This is a genomic window from Streptomyces sp. NPDC102279, assembly GCF_044766365.1.
In the GTDB taxonomy this organism is placed as follows: domain Bacteria; phylum Actinomycetota; class Actinomycetes; order Streptomycetales; family Streptomycetaceae; genus Streptomyces.
This window is the reverse complement of record NZ_JBIWLU010000001.1, coordinates 586545-612443: the sequence shown is the minus strand read 5'-3', so window position 1 is coordinate 612443 and position 25899 is coordinate 586545. Positions and strand designations below refer to the sequence as shown.

Here is a 25899-nt window from a genome sequence, read left to right as displayed (position 1 = left end):
CGATGGCTTGTCGGCCCGTGACCCGTACGTGTGCCGTCGGAAGGAGCGGCCGCGAGCCGGGTGGGCCTGCGAGGGACGCCGGGGGCGGCGTCCCGCAACGACCGGCCAGGAGAACGGCGCATTGGAAAGTTCTGGAAGGCGGATCGGTGACCGTCCGCAGGCGCGTTGGGCCGGACCCGCGTCACCCGCGGTGGCTGTTGCTCGAAGAACTGCCGTGGCGGCGGCAGTCGGCGCTCTTGCCGTATCGATTCTGGGACTTGCCGGCTGGATGTTCGAGGTGGGGGCCTTCAAGAGCTTCGTCTCACAACAGGCGGTCATGAAACCCAACAGCGCGGTGTCCCTGCTGCTGCTGTCCCTCGGCCTCCTCGGACTGGCTCACCCACACCCGGGACGCCGGGTGCGCGCCGCCGTCGGAGTCTGCGCCGCGACGGCCGCCGCCGTCGCGGGAACGACGCTTCTGGAATACGGCCTGAACCTCGATCTCGGGGTCGACCAACTACTGTTCCTCGACCGGGGCGGTGCGCCCGTCGTGGTGCCCCCCGGGCGGATGGCCCTCAACACCGCTGTGGGGATCGCCCTGGAGTCGCTGGCTCAGCTGGTTCTCCTCACGAGCCGTCGTCGGGCGTCCGGCATCGCGCAGGTCGTCTCGCTCGTGGTGGCGCTCGTCGGCCTGCTGCGCCTCTACGGTTTCGTCAACGAGGTGTCCGAGCTGGAGCGCTTCGGCCAGTACACGGGGATGGCGCTGCCCACCGCGATCGGGTTGACGCTGCTCGGCATCGGCAGCTTCCTGGCGCTGCCCGAGGGCGGGCCGGCCCGGCTGGTCACGCAGCGCAGCACGACGGCGATGTTGGGGCAACGCATGCTGGTGGTCACCTTGATGGTGCCGCCGGCGCTCGGCTGGCTGGGTCTGAGGGGTCACGATCTCGGCTGGTACGGCACACGGCTGGGCTTCACCCTGCTGGTCACCGGGAACATCGTCGTCACCGGGACCCTGGCCTTTCTGGCACTGGCCACGGCGGATCGGCTGGAGCAGGGCCGATCCCGCGCCGAGCGGGCCGTAAGGGCCTACGCGCAGTTGCGCACCGTCATGGACCACACCCCCGCGATCGTGTTCCTCCGCGATCTCCGCGGACGCTATCTGGCCGTCAACAGCCAGTTCGAACGGGTCTTCGGCAGCGGACCCGTCCCGACGGCGGACGCGGCGGACGCCGATCCCCTGCCCGGCCCCGTGGGCCACAGGGACCAGTTGACCGGTGCGTCCCGCCGGGCCATTCAGTTCGAATCCACCTGGACGTCGGCGGACGGGACCGCCCGCCGCTTTCTGACCAGTCTCTTCCCGGTGGCCGACGAAGCGGGCGAGACCTACGCGGTGGGAGGCGTCTCCACCGACATCACCGAGCGGGCCGACGCACAGCGGGAGAAGGAACGCCTGCAGCAGCGATTCCGAGCCCTGCTGGAAGCCACACCCGACGCCGTCGTCATCGTCGACCGGTCCGGCGACATCGTGCTGGTGAACGCCCAGACCGAGGCGATGTTCGGCTACACCCGCGAGGAACTGCTCGGCCGCACCGTCGAGTTGCTCGTGCCCGAGCACCGGCATCGCGCACACGTCGCCCACCGGAGGGCCTTCGCCGACTCGCCCGTCGCCTCGCCCCTGTGCGGAGGACCGAGACTTCACGGACGGCGCAAGAACGGTGAGGAATTCCCCGTGGAGACGGCGCTGAACCCGCTCCGGACCGAAGAGGGTGTGGTGGTGATCGCCTCCATCCGCGACGTCACGGCCCGTCGCCGCGCGGAGAGTCAGCTGATCGAACTCGCCGCCATGGTGGAGTCCTGCGAGGACGCCATGGTGTCGGTGGCCTCCGACCGGACCTTCACCTTCTGGAACGCCGCGGCCCAGCGCATCTTCGGCTACCGACCGGACGAGGCGATCGGCCGGAGTGCGGACATCCTGCTGCCCGTCGGCCGGGAGGACGAGACCGCCCAGCTTCTGGCGCGGCTGCGTGACGGCGAGAGGGTCGACCACTTCGAGAGTGTGCGCCGGACCAAGGACGGCCGGCTGATCGACGTGGAACTCACCGTCTGGCCGACCGTGGACCACACGGGCACCGTGATGGGCACATCGGCCAGTATCCGGGACATCAGCGACCGCAAGCGGCAGGAGGCGCGCCGCCGTCAGCAGTACGAGCGGCAGCGCACGATCGCGTCGACGCTCCAACGGGGTCTGATGACCCTGCCGCCCCAACTACCGGCGATTCCCACGGCCGTTCGCTACCTCCCCTCGGTGCAGGGAGCGGGTATGGGCGGCGACTGGTTCGACCTGATTCCGCTGGCCGCGGGAAGGGTGGGCATCCTCGTCGGCGACGTCATGGGCCGCGGTCTCGAAGCGGCGGCGGTCATGGGCCAGTTGCGGCCGGCGGCGCACGCCCTCGCCAAGGCCCGGCTGTCGCCGGAGGAGGTGATGCAGGCGCTGGACACCGTCGTGCAGGACCTGGCCGACCAGATCGTGACGTGCTGCTATCTCGTCATCGACCTGGTGCGCAACGAGATCACGCTCTGCTCGGCAGGCCATCTCCCCCTTCTCCTGGTCACTCCCGACACACAGGTGCACCAGGTCCAGGCGCCGATCAGCGTTCCCCTCGGTGTCGGCGGCGTCCCGCATCGGCAGACCACGGTCGAGGTGCCGGCCGGCTCGGCACTGGTCCTCTACACGGACGGGCTCGTCGAGTCGCACCACCACGACCTCGAAACCGGGCTCAAGACGCTCGAAGCCGAGCTGCAGGCCGGGTTCGCCGACAACCGCACCACCGAGGACATCGCCGACCACCTGGTGAACACCTTCATCCCCGATCCCGCGGAGCACGACGACGACGTCACCCTCCTCATCACGCGGCTGCCCGCCGCGACCGCCACCGTGGACCTTCCCCTCGACGTGCGCGCGGCGGCCATCGGGCGCGACTTCCTCAGCAGTACCTGGCGCGCGTGGCAGTGGGACCACCCCGACGAGACCGCCCGCCTCCTCGTGTCCGAACTCGTCACCAACGCCGTCCAGCACGGCCGGAGTCCGGTCAGCCTGCACATCCACCGGTCGGCTTGGGAGCTGACGGTCGAGGTCACGGACGCGGGCGCGCTGCCCCCGAGACTGTGCGCTCCGGCCGACGACGACGAGTCCGGCCGTGGTCTGCTCCTCGTCGACGCGCTCGCCGACCACTGGGGGACCCGGTCCGAGACCCACGGCAAGACCATCTGGTTCACGCTTCGCCACCCCGCGCCGCCGTCCACCGTGAAAGCGTCCGGTCACGTCCGCGGCTCGCCGGCCCCCGCCGAGCCTTCCGCAGGAGCGGCCGGGGAGGGGCGCGGAGGCGTTCGCTGAACCGCAGGGCGCGCGCCCCGTGAGGGGGCGGACAGGCTCGCGCCTGTCACCCGGACCGCCAGCGGTCCTCACCGTGGAAGGTCTTGAGGATCCGCTCGGCGGCGAGGGTCGCCGTCAGCGACCCCTCGCGCACCTGCCGTTCGAGGTCGGGGGCCAGCGCGCGGACCTCCGGGTCGGCGTGCAGCCGGCCGAGGAGCTCGTCACGGACCATCGTCCAGGTCCAGTCGACCTGCTGGTCCCGACGTTTGGCGGCGAGCCGGCCGGAGGACTCGAGCAGCGTACGGTGCTGTTCCAGCCGGTCCCAGACGGTGTCCAGGCCCGCACCCTCGCGGGCGCTGCAACTGAGCACGGGCGGCGTCCAGGCCGCGTCCCTGCCGTGCATCAGCCGCAGCGCACCGGCCAGTTCGCGAGCCGCCGACTGCGCGTCGCGGGTGTGCGGTCCGTCCGCCTTGTTGACGGCGATCACGTCGGCCAGTTCCAGAACGCCCTTCTTGATGCCCTGGAGCTGGTCCCCGGTGCGGGCCAGCGTCAGCAGCAGGAAGGAGTCGACCATGTTCGCGACGGCGGTCTCCGACTGGCCGACCCCGACCGTCTCCACGAGCACGATGTCGTAACCCGCCGCCTCCATCACCACGATCGACTCCCGGGTCGCCTTGGCGACCCCGCCGAGCGTGCCGGCCGTGGGGGAGGGGCGGATGAACGCGTCCGGATCCACGGCCAGCCGTTCCATCCGCGTCTTGTCGCCGAGGATCGATCCGCCGGTACGGCTGGACGAGGGGTCGACGGCGAGCACCGCGACCCGGTGCCCCAGCGAGGTCAGCATCGTGCCGAACGCGTCGATGAACGTCGACTTGCCGACACCCGGGACCCCGCTGATCCCGATCCGCCGCGCGGTGCCGCTGTGCGGGAGCAGCTCGGTCAGCAACTCCTGTGCCAGCGCCCGGTGCTGGGGGCGTGTGGACTCCACGAGGGTGATGGCGCGGGCGACGAGCGCCCGCCTCCCCTCGAGCACGCCCTTGACGTAGGTGTCGAGTCCGATCACAGCTCGTGCCCGAGGTCCGTCCCGAGCCGCCGGACGAGGTCGTAGGCCGCGTCCGGGATCACCGTGCCCGGCGGGAACACGGCCGCCGCGCCCATCTCCAGCAGCGTCGGAACGTCCTGCGGCGGGATCACCCCGCCGACCACGATCATGATGTCCTCGCGGCCCTCCGCCGCCAGCTCCTCGCGCAGCGCCGGAACGAGCGTCAGGTGCCCGGCGGCCAGTGACGAGACGCCCACGATGTGCACGTCCGCCTCCACCGCCTGGCGCGCCACCTCGGCCGGCGTCTGGAACAGCGGGCCGACGTCGACGTCGAAGCCGAGGTCGGCGAACGCGGTGGCGATGACCTTCTGGCCGCGGTCGTGCCCGTCCTGGCCCATCTTGGCCACCAGGATGCGCGGACGACGGCCCTCGGCCTCGTCGAACGCGTCCACCAGCGTGCGGGTGCGGTCCACGGACGGGGACTCCCCTGCTTCGTTGCGGTACACCCCGGAGATCGTACGGATCTGGCCCGCGTGCCGCCCGTACACCTTCTCCAGCGCGTCGGAGATCTCCCCGACGGTGGCCATCGCACGCGCCGCGCGCACGGCCAGCTCCAGCAGGTTGCCCTCCCCGGCCGCGGCCCGCGTCAGGTCGTCCAGCGCGTCCTGGCACGCCGGCTCGTCGCGCTCGGCCCGCAGCCGGCGCAGCTTCTCGATCTGCTGCGTGCGGACGGAGGAGTTGTCGACCTTGAGGACGTCGATCTTCTCGTCGGTCTCCACGCGGTACTTGTTGACGCCGATGACCGGCTGCCGGCCGGAGTCGATGCGGGCCTGGGTGCGGGCCGCCGCCTCCTCGATCCGGAGCTTGGGGATACCGGCGTCGATGGCCTGCGCCATCCCGCCCGCCGCCTCGACCTCCTCGATGTGCTGCCAGGCCCGGCGGGCGAGGTCGTTCGTCAGCTTCTCCAGGTACGCGCTGCCACCCCACGGGTCGATGACCCTGGTGGTGCCCGACTCCTGCTGGAGGAGGAGCTGCGTGTTGCGGGCGATGCGCGCGGAGAAGTCGGTGGGCAGGGCGAGTGCCTCGTCGAGGGCGTTGGTGTGCAGCGACTGGGTGTGACCCTGGGTGGCGGCCATGGCCTCCACACACGTACGCGTGACGTTGTTGAACACGTCCTGCGCGGTGAGCGACCAGCCGGAGGTCTGCGAATGGGTGCGCAGGGACAGCGACTTGGCGTTCTGCGGATCGAACTGCTTGACCAGCTTGGCCCACAACAGGCGGGCCGCCCGCAACTTGGCGACCTCCATGAAGAAGTTCATGCCGATCGCCCAGAAGAAGGAGAGCCGGGGCGCGAAGGCGTCCACGTCCAGGCCGGCCTCCCGGCCCGCCCGGATGTACTCGACGCCGTCCGCGAGCGTGTACGCCAGCTCCAGGTCGGCCGTCGCGCCCGCCTCCTGGATGTGGTAGCCGGAGATGGAGATGGAGTTGTAGCGCGGCATCCGCTGCGAGGTGTACGCGAAGATGTCGGAGATGATCCGCATCGACGGCTTCGGCGGATAGATATACGTGTTGCGGACCATGAACTCTTTGAGGATGTCGTTCTGAATGGTCCCGGCCAGCTTCTCGGGCGGCACGCCCTGTTCCTCGGCCGCCACGATGTACAGCGCGAGGACGGGCAGCACGGCGCCGTTCATCGTCATCGACACGGTCATCTTGTCCAGCGGGATGCCGTCGAAGAGCTGCCGCATGTCGTAGATCGAGTCGATGGCCACGCCCGCCATGCCGACGTCACCCGTCACCCGCGGATGGTCACTGTCGTAACCCCGGTGTGTGGGCAGGTCGAAGGCGATCGACAGGCCCTTCTGACCGGCCGCCAGATTGCGGCGGTAGAAGGCGTTCGACTCCTCGGCCGTGGAAAAACCCGCGTACTGCCGGATCGTCCAGGGCTGGTTGACGTACATCGTCGGGTACGGGCCGCGCAGGTACGGCGCGACGCCCGGGTAGGTGTCGAGGAAGTCCAGTCCCTCGGTGTCCCGCCCGGTGTACAGCGGCTTGACCGCGATGCCTTCCGGGGTCTCCCAGAGCGCCTCGCCGCCCGTGGCCTTCGCCGCGGCGGCGCTCCACTCCTCGGCGCTGCCGTCGGCGGCGGGTGTCCCCAGTTCGATCCCGGAGAAGTCGGGGATTCCCATCAGGACACTCCCATGCGGTCGAGCGTGGCGGAGAGGACGGCGACGGCGTCGCAGCCCGCGAAGACGTAGGAGTCGACACCCGGGTACTGCCCGGGACGGCCGGCGAGGAACACGTGCCGGGCTCCCACCGCCGCGAGGGCCTCGGCGGTGCTCGCGGCCTGCTCCTCGTAGAGCGCGTCACTGGAGCAGAGGCAGGCCTCGGTGGCCCCGCTGTCCTCGAAGGCGCCGTCGGTGACCGGCTCGATGCCTCCGGCCTGGAAGAGGTTCGACACGAACATGGACCGTGCCGTGTGCGCGGCGGCGGGGCCGATGGTGGCCAGGTAGACGCGGGGCCGGGACCCGGTGGCGGCGAGGTGCGCGTCGGAGCGGGCCCGCAGCGCCTCGTACGCCTCGTCGCGCCGGACCCGGGGCAGGCCGCCGGACGGCGGGGCGGGGGCCGGTTCGCGTTGCACCGGGCGCTCGGCGAGATGCGGGAACTCGCTGACGCCGGTGATGGGTTCGCGCCGCTTGGCGAGCTTCGCCGAGCGCGCCGCCCAGGTCTTCGCCAGTTCGTCACCGAGCCGGCCCGAGCGCAACGCGGCCGCCTGGCCGCCGCCCTGCTCGATCGAACGGAAGAACTCCCAGGCCGCGCCCGCGAGTTCGTCGGTCAGCCGCTCCACGTACCAGGAGCCGCCCGCGGGGTCGATGACCCGGGACAGGTGGGACTCCTCGATGAGGATCGTCGAGGTGTTGCGCGCGATGCGGCGCGCGAACGCGTCGGGCAGGCCGAGGGCGTGGTCGAAGGGGAGGACGGTGACGGCGTCCGCGCCGCCGACACCCGCGGCCAGCGTGGCGATGGTCGTCCGCAGCATGTTCACCCACGGATCGCGGCGCGACATCATCACCGGCGACGTCACGGCGTGCTGCACCTGAGCGCCCGCGGCCGGCGCCCCGCACGCCTCGGCGACCCGCGCCCACAGTCGGCGCGCCGCCCGGAGCTTGGCGATGGTCAGGAACTGGTCGGCGGTCGCGGCGTAGCGGAACTCCAGCTGCGCGCAGGCCTGCTCGACGGCCAGCCCGGACCCGGTCAGCTCCCGCAGATAGGCGACGCCGGTCGCAAGAGAGGCGCCCAGCTCCTGCGCGGCCGATCCACCGGCCTCGTGGTACGGCAGCGCGTCCACGGTCAGCGCCCGCAGTCCGGGGTAGTCCTCGACGCACCGACGGGCGAGCGAGGCGATCGGGGCGAAGTCCGCCGGGGCGCCCGTGCGGGCCTCGTGGCCGAGCGGGTCGGCACCGAGGTTGCCCCGGACGGCACCCGGTGCGACACCGCGCGCTTCGTACAGCCGCAGCAGTTCCGCGGCCGCGGCCTCGGTGTCACGGCCCGCGTCGAGGGCGACCGGCGCCAGATCGAGGTAGACGCCGTCCAGCACGCTGTCGAGCGATCCGAGCGGGATACCGCCCTCGCCCACGGTCAGCCACAGCGAGGTGACGCCGTTCTCCAGGTCACCGAGCACCAGCGCGTTGTCGCCGGCGGTGTGCCGCTGGCGTACGTCCCAGCCGCCGGCGCTGCTGCCCTCGGGGCGCGCCGCCCGCACGAACGGGGCGAATCCGGGGAGGCCGGCATCGGGGGCCGTGTCGCGCGCGGTGTACAGGGGCTTGGTGCGGAGCCCGTCCTCCAAGGAGGTCGACAGCGCGTCCTCGGCAGACGCGCCCGAGACCTCCTTGCCCGACTTGCGCAGCACGCCCTCCACCAGGAGCTGCCACTGGTCATGGGTCGCGGACGGGAACTCGGCGGCCAGCGCGAGCCCGTCATTGGGCAGGACTGTCATGCTCGGATGCTAGGCCAGAGTTCTTGAGCGACAGCAGAGGCGGCGCCTGTGACCTTGGCCTCTTGGCTTCGGTGATCCAGATCTCAGGGATCCCGAAGGGCGCACCGCAGGGGTACGGATCGGGGCCGGGAGCCCGGGGGGGCCGGGACCATCGACGCCCCTGCCGCTCACGTCGATCGACCTCCTCACGGAGGACGAACGCTCCGCCGTCACCGGCGCCTGGAACGACACCGCCCACCCGGTGGAGACGCGGGCCGTGCCAGCACTCCTCGCCGCCACGGCCGCGGCACACCCCGACCGGACCGCCCTGGTCACCGCCGCCGGATCCCTGACCTTCGCCGAACCTCCGCCCGCGTCGAGGCCCCGCTGCTCGCGCGCGGCGCCGGCGAAGGTGCCGTCGTGGCCCTCGCTCTGCCTCGCCACGTGATGGTGCCCGCGATCCTCGGAGTCCTCCGCGCGGGCGCCGCCCATCTGCCACCCGACCCCGACCACCCGGCCCACCGACTGGAGTACATCGACGCGGCACCCTTCTGCCTGCTGACCAGCCTCACCCAAGTGTTGGATCAGGGTGCTGTCCCCCGTCGATCGACACCGCTCTCGCCGTCTGGCAATGTGAGGCGATGCGGATTCCCAGGCAGGCGGCCAGAGTTGTGGTGCTGGATCCCGACGGTGCTGTGTTCATGTTCCGCTACGACAACGTGGAGGTCGGCGTCCACTGGGCGCTCCCCGGAGGCGGACTGGACCCCGGCGAGACACCGCTCCAGGCCGCGCGACGCGAGCTGCGCGAGGAGACGGGCTGGGACGACATCCCGCTCGACGGCACGCTGTTGTGCCTGTGGGAGCACGACTTCACCAGGATCGACGTCCCCGTGCGCCAGCACGAACACATCTTCCTCACCCACGGACCCCGCCGGGACCTGACCGGTGAACTCGGCGGGGCGCACGCCGCCGACGGGATCCTCTGGGGACGATGGTGGTCGCCGGACGAGCTGTCGGCCGCCACCGAGTCGCTGTGGCCGCCGCAACTCCCCGACCTGCTGGCCGCCGTACGACGCGACGGCCCGCCCACGACACCCGTCGACCTGGGCTTCGTGCCCGAAGACCCTCCCACCACGGCCTGAGGGCGACGCCCACGTGAACCCGTGTCAGCGCTCGCCGAGCGCGCGGACCTCGGCGCCGATCAGCTCGGGGTCCTCCTCCGCCATGAAGTGCCCGCAGTCCACGGTGCGGTGGCGCAGGTCCGGCGCCCAGGCACTCCAGAGCTGCTCAGCCTGGAAGCCCAGCGCGGCACCCCAGTCCTGCTGGAGCACGGTCACGGGCATGGCCAGCCGGTTCCCCGCGGCCCGGTCGATGCTGTCGTGGTCGACGTCGACACCGGCGGAGGCGCGGTAGTCGGCGACGATCGACGGCACCGCCGCGGCGCAGGCGTCCAGATAGTGGCGACGGACGGCGAGGGGGACCGCACCTGGGTCGTTGGCCCACACATCGAGGAAGTGGCCGAAGAACGCGTCGGGCGCGCCCTCGATCAGCCGCTCGGGCAGGCCGGGCGCCTGAGCCATCAGGTAGAGGTGGAAACCGACCGCGGCGGACACGCCGTGCAGCGCGTCCCACATGTCGAGGGTCGGCAAGACGTCCAGGACCGCGACGCGCGCCACCGCCCGCGGATGGTCCAGGGCGGCGCGGAAGGCGACGAGGGCGCCGCGGTCGTGGCCGGCCAGAGCGAAGCGTTCGTGGCCGAGCTCCGCCGCGAGGCGGACGACGTCCCTCGCCATGGTGCGCTTGGAGTACACCTCGGGGCCCGTCTCGGCGGGCTTGTCACTGGCGCCGTAGCCGCGCAGGTCGGGACAGATGACCGTGTGGTCGGCGGCGAGGTCGGCGGCGACGTGCCGCCACATCAGGTGCGTCTGCGGAAAGCCGTGGAGCAGCACGACCGGCGACCCGCTGCCGCCGACCGCCGCGTGCAGGCAGACGCCGTCGTCGACCCGCACGCGGTGCTGGGCGAATCCGGGGATGCTCAGGGGTGTCACAACAGCTCCAGGTACTCGTGGCAGGGTGGAGGTCCGGGACCGGACGACCGGGCACGGACGCGTCCCGCGCCGATCGGCCCGGAACAGGTCCGCCGGGTTCCGGTCCGTCCGGGATCGCCCGGACGTCGTCCAGGCTGCGGGTGCCGGATCAGCGATCGATGAGTGAGTTCCCGAGTTCCCCGGCCCCGGGGTCGCGGGGCTCGCGGAAGGGCCGTTCGGTGGGTGTGCAGTTCGGACTGCTGGGCCCGGTGGCCGCCTGGGACGACGAGGGAGCCGCGATGCCGCTCGGCGCCCCGCGCCACCGCGAGGTGCTGGGCAGGCTCCTGGTGGCCCGCAACCGCGTCGTACCGGTCGACCGGCTCGTCGCCGACCTCTGGGAGGACGAGCCGCCCAAGGGCGCCGTCGGAGCCGTACGCACCTTCGTCGCCGCCCTCCGCCGCGCCCTGGAACCGGGGCGCCCCACACGCCGGCCGCCGTCCCTGCTCGTCACCCAGGGCCCCGGATACGTGCTGCGCGTGAACCGCGACGCGGTGGACGCGGGACGGTTCGAGGAAACGGCGGCGCGGGCAGGCGCCGCCGCCCCGCACACCGCGGTCGCCGTGTGGAACGAGGCGCTCGCCCTGTGGCGGGGACCCGCGCTGGCCGACTTCCCGCAGGCCCGCTGGGCCGCACCTGAGCGGGCGAGGCTGGAGTCGCTGCGGCTGCGGGCGATCGAGGGGCGGGCCGACGCGCTGATCGCCACGGGGGCCGCCCGTGAGGCGGTGCCGGACCTGGAGTCCCACGTCACGGCACACCCCTGGCGGGAGGACGGCTGGGTCCTGCTGGCCACCGCCCTCGACCGCTCCGGGCGGCGCGGCGACGCGCTGGCCGTCCTGCGACGCGCCCGGCAGACCCTCGCCGACGACCTGGGGATGGATCCCGGCCCGGCCCTGGCCCGGGCGGAGGAGCGGATCCTGAAGGGCGCGCCGGACGCCCGGACGGCGGACCCGGCCGGCTCGGGCATCGTCGACGGGGTGTGGGGACGGGCGGCCGCCGCGTGGGAGCGGTCCGTGCCGGCCCGGTCGCGGGCGCGGCTGCACGCCACCGCCGGGCTGCTGCGCGAGCTGGCCGTGACCGGGGCGGAGGGTCTGGAGGAGGCGCGCGAGCACCGCGCAGCCGTCGTCGCGGCGGCGGACGCCACCGGCGACGCGGACCTGGCCGCCCGCGTCATCGGCTCCTACGACGTCCCGGCGGTGTGGACCCGCGCGGACGACCCGGAAGCCGCCGCCGCGCTGGTGCGGGCCGCCGCCCGCAGCGCCGCGGAGCTGGGCCGCGACGCCTCTCCCGCGCTACGGGCGCGACTGCTGTCGGTCGTGGCGGTGGAGTCGCGCGGAGACGCGGCCGCCGACGGACCGCTCCCGCTCGCCGGTACGGAGCCGACGGCCGAACCCTGGCGGACGCGCGCCGAACGGTCCGCCGACGAGGCGGTCCGGCTGGCCCGTGGGCTGGGGGACCCCGCCCTGCTGGCCTTCGCCCTGAACGGCGCGTTCATGCAGGCCTTCGGCAACTGCGGCCTGGCCGCACGGCGCGCGACCCTCGGCGGCGAACTGACCGTCCTCGCCGCCGGACACGGCCTGCCCAGCCACGAGATCCTGGGGCGCCTCGTACGCGTCCAGGCACTCGGTGCCCTGGGCCGACTGACGGCCGCCGACGAGGAGGCCGACGCGATCGACGACCTGGCCCGCCGTCATGAACGCCCCCTGGCAGGGGTGTTCACCTCCTGGTACCGGTCCCTGCGCACCTGCGAGACCGACGGCTGGGAGGCGGCCCGGCCCCTCTACGCGCAGGCGCTCGCGGCCACCGCGGACTGCGGCATGCCCGGCCTCGCCCTCGGCGCACCCGCGCTCGTCGGCCTCGTGCCGGTCATGCGCGGCGACGAACTCCCCCGCCCCGGAGCCCTCGACCCCGCCGGCCCCGGCCCGTACGAACCGTGGGTGCGGCCCCTGCTCCTGGCGGGCGAGGGCGAGACCGAGCAGGCCCGCCGGGCGCTCGCCTCCGCCCCCAGACCGCCGCACGACCTGCTCCAGGAGGCCCTGTGGTGTCTGCTCGCCCGGGCGGCCGCAGCCGTCGGACACGAGGGCGTTCTGCGCCGGGCCAGGGACGAACTCGCCCGCGCGGCAGGGGAGTACGTGGGTGCGGGCAGTGGGCTGATCTCCTTCGGCCCGGTCGAACGCCACCTGCGCGCCGCGGACTCGGCACTGCGCGGCCTCGACGGACGACGATGACCGAGGTGCACGGCCACGCGCGACCGGCACCTGACGGAAACGTCCCACGTCACCCCGAAGGGGGACCGATCTCCAGCCGAGCTCCCTGGGTCCGGTCCGAGGCGGGCCCCGTCTCCAGGGCGACCGCCCCCGCCTCGACCACGCGTTCATGGTTCCGGCCCACCGAGGCCAGCGTGTCGGGGCCGATGTCGAACACCGCGTCCGCCTCGGTCCCCGGCGCGATGTCGAGCCCCACGAATCCGCGCAGCTCCCGGATCCTGGGCCATGCCGTGCCTCCGGAGAGCCTGCGCACGTAGAGCTGCACCGTCTCGTGGGCCGTCCGGGCGCCCGTGTTGCGGACCGTGACCCGGCAGACGAGCCGCGGCGCACCCGCGGTGACCCGGTTCCGGGACAGCCGGGGCATGCCGTATTTGACGGTGGTGTACGACAGGCCGTGGCCGAACACGTGCCGTGCCTCGGCGCTCTGGTCGACGTAACCGCGGTACCGGTGGTCCTTGGCGTTGTAGAACACGGGCAGGTGCGCGGCGGAACGCGGCACCGACACCGGCAGCCGGCCCCGGGGCTCGGCGTTGCCGAACAGCACGTCGGCCACCGCGCGGCCACCCCGGGGACCCGGGTACCAGGCGCTCAGCAGGGCCCACGCGCCGCTCCGGGGAGCGGGGACCGCGTGCGGGCGGCCCTGAACCAGGACCACGACGACGGGCGTGCCCGTCGCGGACACGGCGTCGAGCAGGGCCCGTTGACCGGCCGGGAGCGACAGGTCCGCGAGGTCGACGCCCTCCCCGCACGTCATGCCGGAGGGCGGCCCCGACCCGGCGAGTGCCGCGCCGTTGGAAGCGAAGACGGTGTCCCCGGAGCGGGCGCTCGACCCGCCGAGGACGAGCACGGCGACCTCCGCGGCCGCCGCGAGCGAGGCGGCCGAGGCCACTTCCGAGACGTCGTCCCCCACCAGGGCGCACCCCTCGGCGTACGTGACCTCCGTGCCCGGCCCGGCCGCCGCGCGGATGCCCTGGAGGATCGAGACACCGGTGCCCGGCCGCTGCGGTGCGGTGTAGTCGCCGAGCAGTGGGGCGACGGCGTCGGCGTTCGGGCCGAGCACGGCGATCCGGCTCGTGCCGGGGGAGAGGGGCAGGACATCGCCCTCGTGCACGAGGAGGGTGACCGAAGCACGGGCGATGCGCTCGCCGAGACCGGCCAGGTCGACCGGCCCGGCCACGTCCCCCTGACCGGCGGCCAGGTCATCCGGTCCGCCCGAACTCCCCTTGCGAAAGCGCCCCTTGAGCGCGTTTCCGGCGGGCACACCACCCGAATCCACCGAGGCCGCCGGCTCGTCCTCGAACAGGCCGAGCCGGAACTTCAGCGCCAGCACGCGTGTCACCGCCGCGTCGAGCCGTTCCTCCGCGACCAGTCCACGGCCGACAGCCTCGGCGAGACGGGCGAACGAAGCGTCCCACAGGCTCAGATCGCAGCCGGCGTCGAGCGCACGGGCCCCGGCGGCCACCGGATCTCCGGTGAGCCGGACCAGCCGGTCGATCGCGCCGCCGTCCGCCATCACGATGCCCTCGAACCCCCAGCGCTCACGCAGTACCTCGGTGAGCAGATACCGGTTCGCGACACAGGGCACGCCATCGAACTCGTTGTACGCGGCCATCACCCCGGCTGCGCCCGCCGACACACCGGCCCGGGCCGCGGCCAGGTGGATCTCGTGCAGCTCACGGGTCCCCAGTTCCGTGGCGGCGCTGTTGCGCCCGCCCACCGACGCGCCCTGCCCCGCGAAGTGCTTGAGCACCACGCCGACCCCGGACGACCGCGCGCCCTCGACCAGCGCCTCGGTCATCCGCGCCGCGAGGTACGGGTCCTCGGTGAAGCACTCCTCGGTGCGCCCCCAGCGAGGGTCCCGTACCACATCCAGGGCCGAGACCAGGGCGAGGTGCGCACCCCGGGCCCGCAGCTCCGTCGCGGCGCCGGCCACCGCCTGCGCGTACAACGGCGGATCCCAGGTGGCGCCCACCGCCAGGTTCACCGGCAGCACCGTCCCGTCGAGGGCCTGATGGCCGTGCGGCATCTCCTCGACCAGCAGCACCGGAATGCCGAGCCGTGTGTCCTCTCGTGCGTGCCGCTGCACCGCCTGGGCCATCCGGGCGCCGTCGTGCGCGTCGAGACCGTCCTCGAAACCGACTCCGGACCACGGGTCGGCACGCTGGAGTCCGTACAGCGCGCCCATCCCACCGAAGGCGCTCACCTCGTCGCGGAAGGTGTCCGTGAGCCGGTGGCCGTCCGGGGTGCGCTCGTACGCCTGCCAGCCGTACAGGCGCTGGTTGACCTGGCCGACCTTCTCGGGCAGCGTCATCCGGCCCAGCAGATCGCGGACGCGTTCCGCCACGGGGGCCGACGGATCGCGGTACAACGGATCGCGGTACAGGGGAGAGGTCATCGCAGTTCCAGGACCGCGACGCCGTAGCCGTCGATCGTCACATCCGTCACCGGAGCGCCTGACCGCAGGTCGTGCAGCGTGCCGTCCGTGACAGGGGACACGGTGAGAGGCTCGGGGCTCTGGCTGACGAGCCAGACGAAACGCCGCCCGTCGGTGTGCGCGAGGACGTCCGCCGCGACGTGCGGATCGGCGACCGTGACCGGACGGCGAACGCCCGCCACCTCCGCCAGCGCCGCGTACAGCCGGTGCGTCGCGTCCGGGTTCGCGTGCGCGGTGCGTGCGGCCATGTGCTCCAGCGGATAGGTGGCGAGGACCGTACGGCCCGTGCCCGTCTCGTTCACCAGCAGGGCGGGACGGCCGTGCGCGTCGACGGCGACGACCCGGGCGCCGCGCGGCTCCACGGGCAGATAGGCGCGGCTGTCCTCGTTCCCGGCCACCGGCAGCCTCAGCACCTCGCCCGCGCGCAGACCGCCGAAGTCCTCGGTGAACGTCATCTCCAGCACGTCGTCCAGGATCGGTTCGGCCACCCCGTACGACAACTGGAGCTCCACGCCGAACAGTCCGTCGAGGTCGTCGAACCAGGGGCCGCGGGTCGCGGGGTGCTCGCCGGAGCAGAACGACAGGTACACGGTGGCGCCCGCCGCTGCCCGTCGGGCGAGTTCCCGGCGGGTGCGGGTGGTGAACTGGCGGGTGGCCGGCAGCAGGTAGAGCGCCGCGTCCCCGGGCAGGTGGTCGGCCTCGCGGGTGAACGCCACGGGCAGGTCGGCGGCGCGCGCGGTGACGTAACTCTGGTGCAGGGACGAGAAGATCAGCGGCCGGTCGGCGGGCCGGCTGTAGGGGTATCCGCGTTCCAGGAAGGCGGGCACGACCAGCGCGGTGTCCGCGTCCACGCGGGCACAGCCGGCGAAGTCCACGGCGCGCAACACGTCGGCGAAGGCGGCGAGTTCGCGCAGTGGCTCCTTGGGGGCGCCGGTGGAGTCGGTGATGCCGAAGTGCATCTCGAAGGGATGGTGGTCGTAGGGGGACTGGTCCCAGAGGTCGTCGTAGTCGGTGTTGTTCCAGGCGATCCAGCCGGTGGCCCCGCCGAGCAGCGAGTTGTGCAGGGTCTGGCGGTAGTGGATGCCCGCGTTGCGCGCCGAGACCGTGTCGGTGGAGAGCCCGAACTCCTCCAGCACGACGGGCTGTCCGGTCACGGCCGCCAGCTCGCACTCGAACGCGGCCCGGTAGTGCTGGCGCGGCCGGTCGGTGTCCGAGCGGTACACATGCGGGCCCACGAAGTCGACGTACTCGGCGGTGTCCCGCAGCGAGAAGCCGTTGTCGCGGCCGGTCACCTCGATGCCCCAGGCGCCGTCGCCCAGGGACACCGGCTGCGTGGCGCCCGTGGCGCGCACCGCGTTGCACATGGACTGCGCCCACGCCGTCACCACGTCCGAGGAGGGCGGGTCCACCTGGTAGACGCGTCCGTAGCCGGGCATCTCGTTCGTGATCAGCCACCCGGTGACCGCCGGGTGGTCCTTGAAGCGGCGGGCCATCCGGGACACGAACCACGCCTGGCGGCCCACCATCCAGACGTCCTCGTACAGATCGCGGCCGCCCCGCCAGGCCGGGTCCCAGTTCTCCCCGGACATGTGCCCGACGATGAACGTGGGCACGGTCCCCATGCCCGCCTCCTGGTGGGCGTCGAGGAAGTCCTCGAAACGCTCGCACAGTTCGTCGTCGATCCGGTGCGGCTCGGGGTGGAAGTCCGGCCAGTAGAAGAACGACCGGGTCATCGTCAGCCCGTGGTCGCGGAGTACGCCGAGTTCCTCACGGACGGTCTTCGGGTCGTAGTTCCGCCACATCAGCGGACCGCCGGTGCGGGACCAGAAGTTGGCGCCGAGCCAGGGCAGGACGGTGGAGTCGTGGGTGAGCTGGGCGCTGTGGCGTCGCATGGTCCTTCTCAATGGTTGCGGGTGCGTGGTGCGGCTCCGCCGCCCGCGGGCGGCGGAACGCGGTGGTGCTGTCAGCCGGCGGGCGCGGGCCCGGTGGACTCGCGGACCACCAGGCGGGGGCGTCCCGTCAGCGGGGTGTCCTCGACCTCCTCGCCGCACAGGGCGAGCAGCAAGCGGGCGGCCGCCGCGCCGACCTCCTGGACGCGCTGGTCCACGGTGGTCAGCCGGGGGTGCAGCCAGCTGCCGAGCGGCAGGTTGTCGTAGCCGACGACCGACAGGTCGCGCGGGACGCTCAGCCCGGCGCGCTGCGCGGTGCCGATGCCGCAGACGGCCATGGAGTCGTTGGCGTAGACGACGGCGGTGGGACGGCCGCCGGCGTCGAGCAGGGCCTGCGTCGCCGCGACCGCCGACCGCTCGGTGAAGTCGGTGTGCAGGACGGCGAAGGGGCGCAGCCCCGCCGCGCGCAGCGCCGTCTCGAAGGCGGCCCTGCGCAGCCTGGTGTGCTGGAGTTCCGCGGGGCCCGCGACGTACGCGACACTCCGGTGCCCGAGACCCAGCAGGTGCGCGACGACCTCCTCGATGCCCGCCCCCTGGTCGAGCAGGCCGACCCGGGGAACGACGGCCCTGCCGTCCGGTGATCCGAGCAGGACCGCCGGCAGTCTCAGCCGGGCGAGCAGCGCGGGCCGTGCGTCGTCGTCGCGCGCGTCGGTCAGCACCGCCCCGTCCACCCGGCCCTCGGCGGCGAGCCGCTCGTAGAGTGCGTACTCCTCCTGCGGGCCGCTGACCAGGTGCAGCAGCAACCCGTAGCCGCGCGGCGCGAGTTCGCCCTCTATGCCGGTGATCAGCTCGCTGAAGTGCGGGTCCGCGCCCAGCACGTCGGTGGGCCGCCGGACCACCAACGCGAGGCTGCGGGTACGGGCGTTGCGCAGGGCGGCGGCGGGGGCGCTGGGCGACCAGCCCAGCTCCAGCGCGGCGTCGAGGATCCGACGCCGGGTCGCCTCCGAGAGGCGGCCCTTGTGGTTGAAGGCCTGCGAGACCGCGGCGGTCGACACACCGGCCGCCGCCGCGACCGCCTTGATGGTGGGGCGCCGTCCGGTCTCCTCGGTGGACGCGGTCACATCTTCACCGCCCCGCTGACCAGGGCCTGCTGCATGCGCTTCTGGAGGATCGTGTAGACGACCCAGACCGGGATCAGCGTCAGGACGGTGCCCGCCGTCAGCACCCCGTAGTCCGTGCCGGTGATCGACTTCAGAGTCGGCAGCGCCACCTGGACCGTGCGCTGCGAGGGGTCGGGGCCGATGATGACCAGCGAGTACAGGTACTCGTTCCAGAAGGTCAGGAAGTTCAGCAGCAGCACGGTGGCGATACCGGGCAGACACATCGGCGTGTAGATGTGCCGGAGCACGGCGAAGGTCGACGCCCCGTCCAGCCGCGCCGCCTCCTCCATCTCCCGGGGGATCGTCCGCATGAACTGGACGAGGATCACCACCGACAGCGGCATCGCGGTCGCCGGCAGGAACAGCACCATGAACGTGCGGGTGTGGAACAGCCCGGTCGCCGCCGCGAGCAGGAAGGTCGGGAACAGCGCCGCGAACGTGGGGATGAGGAACCCCAGCGAGAAGACCCGCTCGATCACCGCGGCCGATCGTCCCGTCGACCGGGCGATCGCGAACGCGGCCGGCACGGCGAGCAGCAGGGTCAGGGCGAGGGAGAACAGCGTCACCACGGCCGAGTTGACGACCGACAGACCCAGGTCGGCGCTGTCGAAGGCGGTGCGGAAGTTGCCGAGACCCAACGACGTGGGCGGCGCCATGGGGTGGGCGAAGATCTCGTCGTTGGTCTTGAACGCCGAGGCGAGGAAGTAGTAGAGCGGGATGACGAGCAGCACCGCGTACGTCCACACCAGGACGTGGGCCGGGAGCCAGCGCTTGCCGAGCTTCATTCTGTGCTGCTCCGAATCAGTAGGTCTGGCGGAAGACGCGGCGGATCGCCAGAAGGCCGACTAGCCCGGCGAGGAAGAGGACGACACCGACGGTCTGGCTGTAGCCGAGGTCCGCCGCGATGAAGGCCTTCTGGTAGACGAGGAACGACAGGGTGGTGGACGAGGTCCCCGGGCCGCCCTGCGTGAGCAGCAGCACGTGCTGCGCCGAGCCGAACAGCGTCCACAGGAACTGGAGCATCGTCACCACACCGACGTAGTCACGGATCACGGGGAAGTGGACCGCCCACATGGTGCGCCAGTGACCCGCCCCGTCCAACTGGGCCGCCTCGCCCAACTCGTCGGGCACGCTGCTCAGCCGCGCGGCGAACAGCACCGCGGTGAAACCGATACCGCCCCAGATGTCCAGGGCGATCAGACAGCCCAGGGCCGTCGACGGCGACGCCAGCCAGGCGTCGGTCAGCGAACCGAGGCCCAACCCCTGCAAGGCGCCGTTGGCCAAGCCGTCCGGCGACAGGGCCGCGTAGAAGACCATCGCCTTCGCCGGCGTCGAGATCAGCCCGGGTATGAACAGCAGATAGCGGATGACCCGGTGCCCCGGCGGCCGCTGCGCCACGTAGTAGCCCAGCATGTACGCGCACACGACCATCACCGGCAGCGCGACGGCGAGCTGGACCGCGGTGTTGCGCACCGCGTCCCAGAAGACCGGATCGGCGAACACCGTACGGACGTTGTCCAGCCCGGCGAAGGACACCGGTTGCAGCATGCCCGGCCAGCGCAGCGCGGCGATCACGAAGATGGCGAGCATCGGCCCGACCATGAACACGAGGTACCAGACCAGCGCGGGCACGGCGAGCACGGTGCCGCCCTGCCGGGTGGCGCGGCGGGCCGCGGCAGGAGGGGAGGGCGGTGCGGGGCGGCGGGCCGCGGTACCGTCCGGTGTCGTCGTCAGCGTCGTCATGCGGTGACTCCCGGGGACTGCTCGGCGGAAACGATGGAGGCGGGCGGCCGGCTCATGCGGACCGGTACGCGGCTTCGAGCGTGGCGCGGACCCGGGCCGCGCTCGTGCCGCGCGTGAAGGACGTACTGGTCGCGGTGATCAGCGGCTGCGCCGCGGCCGGAGGCACGTACACGTCGGGCAGCAGCACCTGACTCACCTCGGAGCCCAGCCGCTGTGCCGCCGCGACCAGCGGGAAGTCACCGCTGACGGCGTCCGTGCGCAGCGCCATGTCGCGGCCGCTCTCCCGCACGAAGCGCGTCACGGTGTCCCGCCGGTACATGAACCGCAGGAACTTCTCCACGTGTTCGATCTTGCGGACGCCGTTCGGGCTGATCCAGAAGCCGATGAGGGTGAAGGCGCGGATGATGGTGGGGCGTTCGTGGGCCGACCCCTCGGCCAGGGGCCAGCCGCCCACCTCGGTGTGCCGCGCCACGGCCTCCGGCACCTTCGCCAGGGCGGAGGACATCGCCGACTGGATCGCGGCGGACCGGGTGTTGTACTGCGTGGTCATGGAGTCGGACGTCAGCCCCTGGGCCTTGTCCGCGAACACGCCCGCGTCGCGCAGGTCCACGAAGTACTGGATGCCCTCGCGGGCGCCCCGGCCGGAGAAGTCGCCGGTCGTGTAGACGTGCCGGGCCTCGTCCTGGGAGAGGAACGTCTGGATGATCTGGGCCAGGAGTTTCTGCCCGGTCCAGTCGTTGCCGCCGACGGTGACCGGAGCGATTCCCTTGGCACGCAGCTTGCGGGCGGCCGCGACGAGCTGGTCGCCCGTGGTGGGTATCTCGTCGACGCCCGCCCGGTCCAGCAGCGCACGGTTGTAGGCGACCGGCCAGTTCGTGGCGAAGTAGGGAAAGGCCCGCAGCCGGTCCTTGCCGTCGGTCCAGGCGGACAGCGCGGCGGGCTGGACGCGCTCGCGCAGCCCCCACGAGTCCAGGTACGGGGCGACGTCCACGGTCGCGTCGACGTCCGTCCAGGCCAGCGTCTTGTCGTAGAGGTTGACCATGACGACGTCGGCCTCTTTGCGGGCCAGCCGCGAGGTCTCGTAGACCTGGCCGAGGTCGTCGCCGTTGACGAGGTTCTTGACCTTCAGACCGGGATTCTCCTTGCGGAACCGGTCCAGGGCCGACAGATAGGTGGGGGAGCCCGGCGCGGTCGTGCCGAGCTGCGTGTGGATGACGAGGGTGTCCGGATCGGAGTCCGCCGAGGCCAGTGACGAGCAGCCGGACAGAGCGGGCAGGGCGGCGGCCGTAGCCAGGCCGGAGCCGGCGGCGAGAAGGCCGCGCCGGGTCAGCGAAGAGCGCACAGCGGTTGTCTCCAACCAAGCGGTTAACGACTGGTTAATCGATGTACCTCGAAAGGTGCGAGGACTTTAGGAGGCGAACAGGCCGGGGTCAAGGGTTGGACGATCACGCGAACAGGCCGATGGCGAAGCCCCGGCGCGGTTCGCGTGGGGAGGGCGGACGGTACGGTTCGGCCCCGCTCGCCCCCGCTCTCTCTCAAATGCGTTTCGGGCGGACGGACTTCACGGATCCGTGGCCGCGTGTTCGAGCGATCGCACGGCCGAACCGCTCGGACCGTGCGCCCGCGGGCCTCCGCGGAAGGAGATCGACGGAGACCGCGTACCGGTCGCCCTCTCCTCGTCCCGTATCCGGACGTTGCGGGTCAACTCCCCAAACCGGTCGACTCGCCGCGAGCGGTGATGATTCGGGTATGCGCCGGGAGCGCTCCCGCGTACGGGCTTCGGTAGGTCCTCGCGGAGGCGGACATGCCTGGTGAGTGCGGCGAGTCGGGAGTCCCCTCAGGGGGCGCTGCGCGCGGCGGGTCGCGTGTCATGGCCTGTCCGTGCCGCCGAGTCCGTCGGCTCGCGGACGTGCCGGTGCCCGCACGCGGACAGGGCGGCCCGCCCGAGGGTGACTCCCGCACCGCCCGCGCCGAGGTGGGTGAGGTGCCTCCCCGGCGCACCGCGGGATCTGGGGCCCGCCACTCTCCGTCGACTGCGGGACTGCGGGACTGCGGGACTGCGGGACTGCGGGACTGCGGGACTGCGGGACTGCGGGACTGCGGGACTGCGGGACTGCGGGACTGCAGAGGCCGCTGAGGCTGGGCTGTGGTTCCGGGACGGTTTCGCGGTGTGCGGGCACCGCGTCCACCCCGGTCCGGGGCTGGTCCGCCGGGCGGCTCACTCCCTTTTGTCCGGCCCCCTCGATCCCGAAGTGATCGTGCTCGATCTCTTGACCCTGGCCGAATCGCAGGCTTAGCGTTCCGGCGTCGATACGCATTGAAACGATTCAATTGCTCGTACTCCTCCCGGACTTGGGGCGCACCATGGATGAACGCATGCCGCGACGAAGCGGACCCGCCCGGCGCACGGCACTGGCGGCCGGGCTCGGGGCGACGGTCCTGAGCGCCCTTCCCGGAGTGGCCGCCGCCACCCCGGCCGCCACGGGCAGCGGAGCCGAGGGAGCGCCGACGCCCGGGCCTGCAGGGGTGGGGCCGGGAACGTCGGCCGACTGGTTCGCGGATCCGCCGCGCTCGGTGCGCCCCAAGTTCCGCTGGTGGTGGCCGGACGGTCTGGTGGACCCGGACGAGATCGCCCGGGAGATCGACCAGATCGCCGACGCGGGCTTCGGCGGCATGGAGATCGCCGCCGTCCACCACAGCATCAAGGACAAGTCCGTGCTGGACACCGCACACCACGGCTGGGGCAGCAGACCCTGGCGGGACGGTGTGGAGGCCGCGTTGAGCAGGGCCGCCCGGCGCGGGGTGACCATCGACCTGACGCTCGGCCCGAGTTGGCCCGTCGCCGTCCCCGGTGTGACGCCCGACGACGACGTGGCCGCCCAGGAACTCGCCTACGGGCGGCTCGCGCTGGCATCCGGTACCCGTTACGAAGGGCCCGTTCCCGCCGCCGTGCACGAGCCCGAGTCCGGCGTCACCCGACAGACGCTCGTCGCCGTGCAGGCCGCCCGTGTCGACGCGGCGAACTCCACCCGAAAGGAGACGGGCCTCGACCTGGACAGCGTCCGGGACCTCAGCGCTCTCGTCACCGACGGCGCCCTGTCCTGGACGGCTCCCGACGACGGCGACTGGATCCTGATCTCGTACTGGCAGCGCGGCTCCGCCCAACAGCCCGAGTCGGGACCGCACGCGTCACCGGCGGCGTACGTCGTCGACCACTTCAGTGCCGCGGGCACCGGTGCCGTGACCGACTTCTGGGACCGCACGATCCTGACCTCCTCCCTGCGGCGGCTGCTGCGGGCCGCGGGCGGGGCGTTCTTCGAGGACTCCGTGGAGTTGGAGACCGACGGGCTGACCTGGACGTCGCGGCTCCCGGAGGCCTTCGAGGAGCACACCGGACGCCCCCTGCTCCCGTACCTGCCGGCGCTGGTGCTGGACAAGAGCAACCAGGTCTTCGCCTTCGAGGCCCAGCTGACCCGGCAGATCCGGCACGACTTCTGGGAGACGGTCTCCGGCCTCTTCAACCGGCATCACCTCGGAGCCCTGCGGGACTGGGCGCACTCCCTGGGCATGCGCCTGCGCTCACAGCCGTATGGCCTCCAGACGGACGCGATCGCCTCGGCGGCCCTGCTCGACATCCCCGAGGGCGAGTCCCTCGGCTTCAAGAACCTCGACGACTACCGCTGTCTCGCGGGAGGCCGTGACATGGCCGGCCACACGATCCTGTCCTGTGAGGCGGGCGCCTACAACGGCACCGCCTACAGCACCACATGGGACCGGTTCCTGCGCACGATGGGCGGCGCCTACGCGGCCGGCGTCAACCAGACGGTCCTGCACGGCTTCTCGTACGCCTCCGCACCCCAGGTGGCGTGGCCCGGCTTCGCGGCCTTCAGCCCGTACAACGGCACCGCCGGATACGGCGAGTCGTGGGGACCCCGCCAGCCCACCTGGAAGCACGTCCCTGACATCGCCGACTACCTCGGGCGGTTGCACCGGGTGCTGCAGAGCGGCACGGCGCGCGCGGACGTGGCGATCTTCCGGCAGACCGGATACACCGCCACCGGCATCGGCGCCTCCTGGTTCACCGCGACGGGCGTCCCGCTCGGCTGGAGCCACCAGTTCCTCAGCGGTCCCCTGCTCGATCTGCCCGGCGCCACCGACCGGCGGGGCCGCCTCGCACCCGATGGGCCCGCCTACAAGGCCCTGTTCGTCGAGGGCGACTTCTTCTACGGCTCCACGCCCACCCTGTCGGTCGACGACGCCCGCAAGATCCTGACGCTGGCGCGCGCCGGACTGCCCGTCGTACTGCTCGGCGCCTTCGACCAGGGTCTGACACCCGGAGTGCCGGCCGACGGCGAGACCACCGAACTCCACGACGTCCTGGGCCGGTTGCTCGCCCTGTCGAATGTCGCGCTCGTCACCGACAAGGCGGCCGTCGGAGACGCGCTGTCCCGCCTAGGCGTCACGGCGGACGCCCGATACGCCACGTCCTCCACCCTCCTCAACGCCCACCGGGCCACCGACGAGGCGGACTTCTACTACTTCTGCAACGGCAAGCACGCCGAGACCGTCAAACCGCCCGTCGCCACGATCGACCACGAGGTCACCCTGCGCCGTACGGGCTCCGGCACTTCGGTTCCCTACCTGCTCGACCCGTGGTCGGGCGAGGCCGTCCGGCTCGCGCAGTACACCCGGGACGGTGACGACTTCACCGTCCGCATCACGCTGCGGCCGGGGGAGTCGGCGATCATCGCCCTGGGGCGCACCGGACTCTTCGGCGACCGGCACGGCTCGCTGCCGAGCGTCGTCGAGACCGATGCCGACAGGTCCCTCTACACCACGGCGGGCCTGGCCGTCCGGGCGAGCGCGCCCGGTACCTACACGACCCGGCTGGACCGCGGCCGGCCCGTCACCACGACGGTCCGGTCCGTGCCGGCCGCCGTCGCCCCGACGCGTTGGCGCCTGGACGTGGACGACTGGCGACCGGGCAGCAGCGCCACCCGCACGGAGCACGTCACCGTCTCGGTCACCCTCGACACGCTGCTGCCGTGGTCCGCGATCCCCGAACTCGCCGACAGCGCGGGCATCGGCCGCTACCGCACCACCGTCGACCTCCCCGCCGACTGGACGTCCGCCCATGGCGCCCGGCTGGAACTCGGCCAGGTCAGTGACACCTGCCGGGTGACCGTCAACGGCCGCCGCCTGCCCCCGGTCGGCCGACTGAACCCGGTCGTCGACCTCGCCCCCGGCCTGCTGCGGAGCGGCGCCAACGTGATCGAGGTGGAGGTCGCGACCCCGCTGATCAACCGCCTCCGGGTCGCCCAGCCGACCGTGTTCGGCGGCACGGCCCGCCAGGACCACGGACTGGTGGGCCCCGTCCGCCTGACGCCGTACGCGCAGACACGCGTGTCCTGAGGGGATCCGTCCAGGGGTACCGGCTCCGGCGGTACCCCTGGACGCGGCCGTGAAGACCGTCCGGCCGCCCTCGCGTGCACAGCGGGAGAGCCCGTCCATCGGCTCGGAGCCCGGCCCCCTCGCACCCTGCGCAATCCTGAGGAAGTGGGCGTTTCCCCCTCAACTCCGCTGTCCTGTCACGCACTTCGTTACGTGCGATCAATTCCCCTCCGAATCACCTGGTCAGCGCACGAATGCGGGACCGGAAGGGGCCGCGCGGTCAAGACGGTTTGCCCTGAAGGACATTGACATCGATCGAGCGGCTGATCGATGATCACGGTGCGCTTCCGGAGTTCCCCCGAGAACTCGCCGGAATGTAATTTCGTCTGTTCAGTGCGAATCCGAGGGAGTCAACGTGCGCAGCGCCGATCGCGCGGGACGGTATTTCCTGATCGCCCATCAGGAGTCCGGGTCACCCGCGCCGTAGATCCGGGTTTCCGCGCCACCCCGACCCTTCGGTGCGGGTCCCGGGACGGGTTCGTGCCTCTTCGCCCCCTATGT

Annotated in this window: 14 protein-coding genes and 1 pseudogene; 5 read left to right on the top strand and 10 right to left on the bottom strand. The window is 72.3% G+C overall.

Translation table 11 applies throughout. From position 1 onward, the window contains the following. The first annotated feature begins 316 nt into the window (after nucleotides 1-316). Nucleotides 317-3373: a PAS domain S-box protein gene (locus ACIRQH_RS02555; protein ID WP_404223793.1), complete on the top strand. Its 3057-nt coding sequence runs from the start codon at nucleotides 317-319 to the stop codon at nucleotides 3371-3373. A 46-nt stretch (nucleotides 3374-3419) separates the two neighbouring features. On the opposite strand, the gene meaB is transcribed toward ACIRQH_RS02555, so the two are convergent. The 3 genes from meaB to ACIRQH_RS02540 are packed head-to-tail and all read right to left on the bottom strand — an operon-like array spanning nucleotide 3420 to nucleotide 8391. Further along, nucleotides 3420-4415, bottom strand: a complete 996-nt coding sequence (gene meaB, locus ACIRQH_RS02550; RefSeq protein WP_404223791.1) for a methylmalonyl Co-A mutase-associated GTPase MeaB — start codon at nucleotides 4413-4415, stop codon at nucleotides 3420-3422. Next, nucleotides 4412-6583 (bottom strand): methylmalonyl-CoA mutase, encoded by a 2172-nt coding sequence (scpA, locus tag ACIRQH_RS02545; RefSeq protein ID WP_388932141.1) that lies wholly within the window; start codon nucleotides 6581-6583, stop codon nucleotides 4412-4414. Before scpA ends, meaB begins: the two co-directional genes overlap by 4 nt. Beyond that, nucleotides 6583-8391, bottom strand: coding sequence for a methylmalonyl-CoA mutase family protein (locus ACIRQH_RS02540; RefSeq protein ID WP_404223789.1), 1809 nt, complete (start codon nucleotides 8389-8391; stop codon nucleotides 6583-6585). Before ACIRQH_RS02540 ends, scpA begins: the two co-directional genes overlap by 1 nt. 150 nt (nucleotides 8392-8541) lie before the next feature. On the opposite strand from ACIRQH_RS02540, the pseudogene ACIRQH_RS02535 reads away from it, so the two are divergent. Together ACIRQH_RS02535 and ACIRQH_RS02530 are read left to right on the top strand one after the other, a co-directional pair. Beyond that, a pseudogene (locus ACIRQH_RS02535) lies at nucleotides 8542-8847 on the top strand (hypothetical protein); the annotation flags it as partial. A 164-nt stretch (nucleotides 8848-9011) separates the two neighbouring features. After that, nucleotides 9012-9512 (top strand): NUDIX domain-containing protein, encoded by a 501-nt coding sequence (locus tag ACIRQH_RS02530; protein WP_358817479.1) that lies wholly within the window; start codon nucleotides 9012-9014, stop codon nucleotides 9510-9512. 24 nt (nucleotides 9513-9536) lie between these two features. Here ACIRQH_RS02530 and ACIRQH_RS02525 read toward each other — a convergent pair whose 3' ends face one another. Then, entirely contained in the window at nucleotides 9537-10418 is an 882-nt protein-coding gene (locus ACIRQH_RS02525) for an alpha/beta fold hydrolase (RefSeq protein ID WP_388865415.1), read from the bottom strand. 218 nt (nucleotides 10419-10636) lie between these two features. On the opposite strand from ACIRQH_RS02525, the gene ACIRQH_RS02520 reads away from it, so the two are divergent. Further along, entirely contained in the window at nucleotides 10637-12682 is a 2046-nt protein-coding gene (locus ACIRQH_RS02520; protein WP_404223786.1) for a BTAD domain-containing putative transcriptional regulator, read from the top strand. A 49-nt stretch (nucleotides 12683-12731) separates the two neighbouring features. Here the strand turns inward: ACIRQH_RS02520 and ACIRQH_RS02515 are convergent, their stop codons facing one another. The 6 genes from ACIRQH_RS02515 to ACIRQH_RS02490 all read right to left on the bottom strand — a co-directional run bounded on the left by ACIRQH_RS02515 (nucleotide 12732) and on the right by ACIRQH_RS02490 (nucleotide 21289). Further along, nucleotides 12732-15116, bottom strand: coding sequence for a glycoside hydrolase family 3 N-terminal domain-containing protein (locus ACIRQH_RS02515; RefSeq protein ID WP_404223784.1), 2385 nt, complete (start codon nucleotides 15114-15116; stop codon nucleotides 12732-12734). Then, on the bottom strand, nucleotides 15113-17047 hold the full coding sequence (locus ACIRQH_RS02510; RefSeq protein WP_404223782.1) for a cellulase family glycosylhydrolase: 1935 nt from the start codon (nucleotides 17045-17047) through the stop codon (nucleotides 15113-15115). The genes ACIRQH_RS02515 and ACIRQH_RS02510 overlap by 4 nt, the downstream gene beginning before the upstream one ends. Nucleotides 17048-17118: 71 nt before the next feature. Then, the gene (locus ACIRQH_RS02505; protein WP_358817474.1) at nucleotides 17119-18165 is read right to left on the bottom strand and encodes a LacI family DNA-binding transcriptional regulator; all 1047 of its coding nucleotides are present in this window, start codon (nucleotides 18163-18165) and stop codon (nucleotides 17119-17121) included. Beyond that, complete coding sequence (locus tag ACIRQH_RS02500; protein ID WP_355876269.1) at nucleotides 18162-18989, bottom strand: carbohydrate ABC transporter permease; 828 nt, start codon at nucleotides 18987-18989, stop codon at nucleotides 18162-18164. The genes ACIRQH_RS02505 and ACIRQH_RS02500 overlap by 4 nt, the downstream gene beginning before the upstream one ends. Nucleotides 18990-19005: 16 nt before the next feature. Continuing rightward, on the bottom strand, nucleotides 19006-19947 hold the full coding sequence (locus ACIRQH_RS02495) for a sugar ABC transporter permease (protein WP_358817473.1): 942 nt from the start codon (nucleotides 19945-19947) through the stop codon (nucleotides 19006-19008). A 52-nt stretch (nucleotides 19948-19999) separates the two neighbouring features. After that, nucleotides 20000-21289: an ABC transporter substrate-binding protein gene (locus ACIRQH_RS02490; RefSeq protein ID WP_404223778.1), complete on the bottom strand. Its 1290-nt coding sequence runs from the start codon at nucleotides 21287-21289 to the stop codon at nucleotides 20000-20002. Nucleotides 21290-22311: 1022 nt separating this feature from the next. On the opposite strand from ACIRQH_RS02490, the gene ACIRQH_RS02485 reads away from it, so the two are divergent. Beyond that, nucleotides 22312-25359, top strand: a complete 3048-nt coding sequence (locus ACIRQH_RS02485; protein WP_404223776.1) for a glycosyl hydrolase — start codon at nucleotides 22312-22314, stop codon at nucleotides 25357-25359. The last annotated feature ends 540 nt before the right edge of the window (nucleotides 25360-25899 follow it).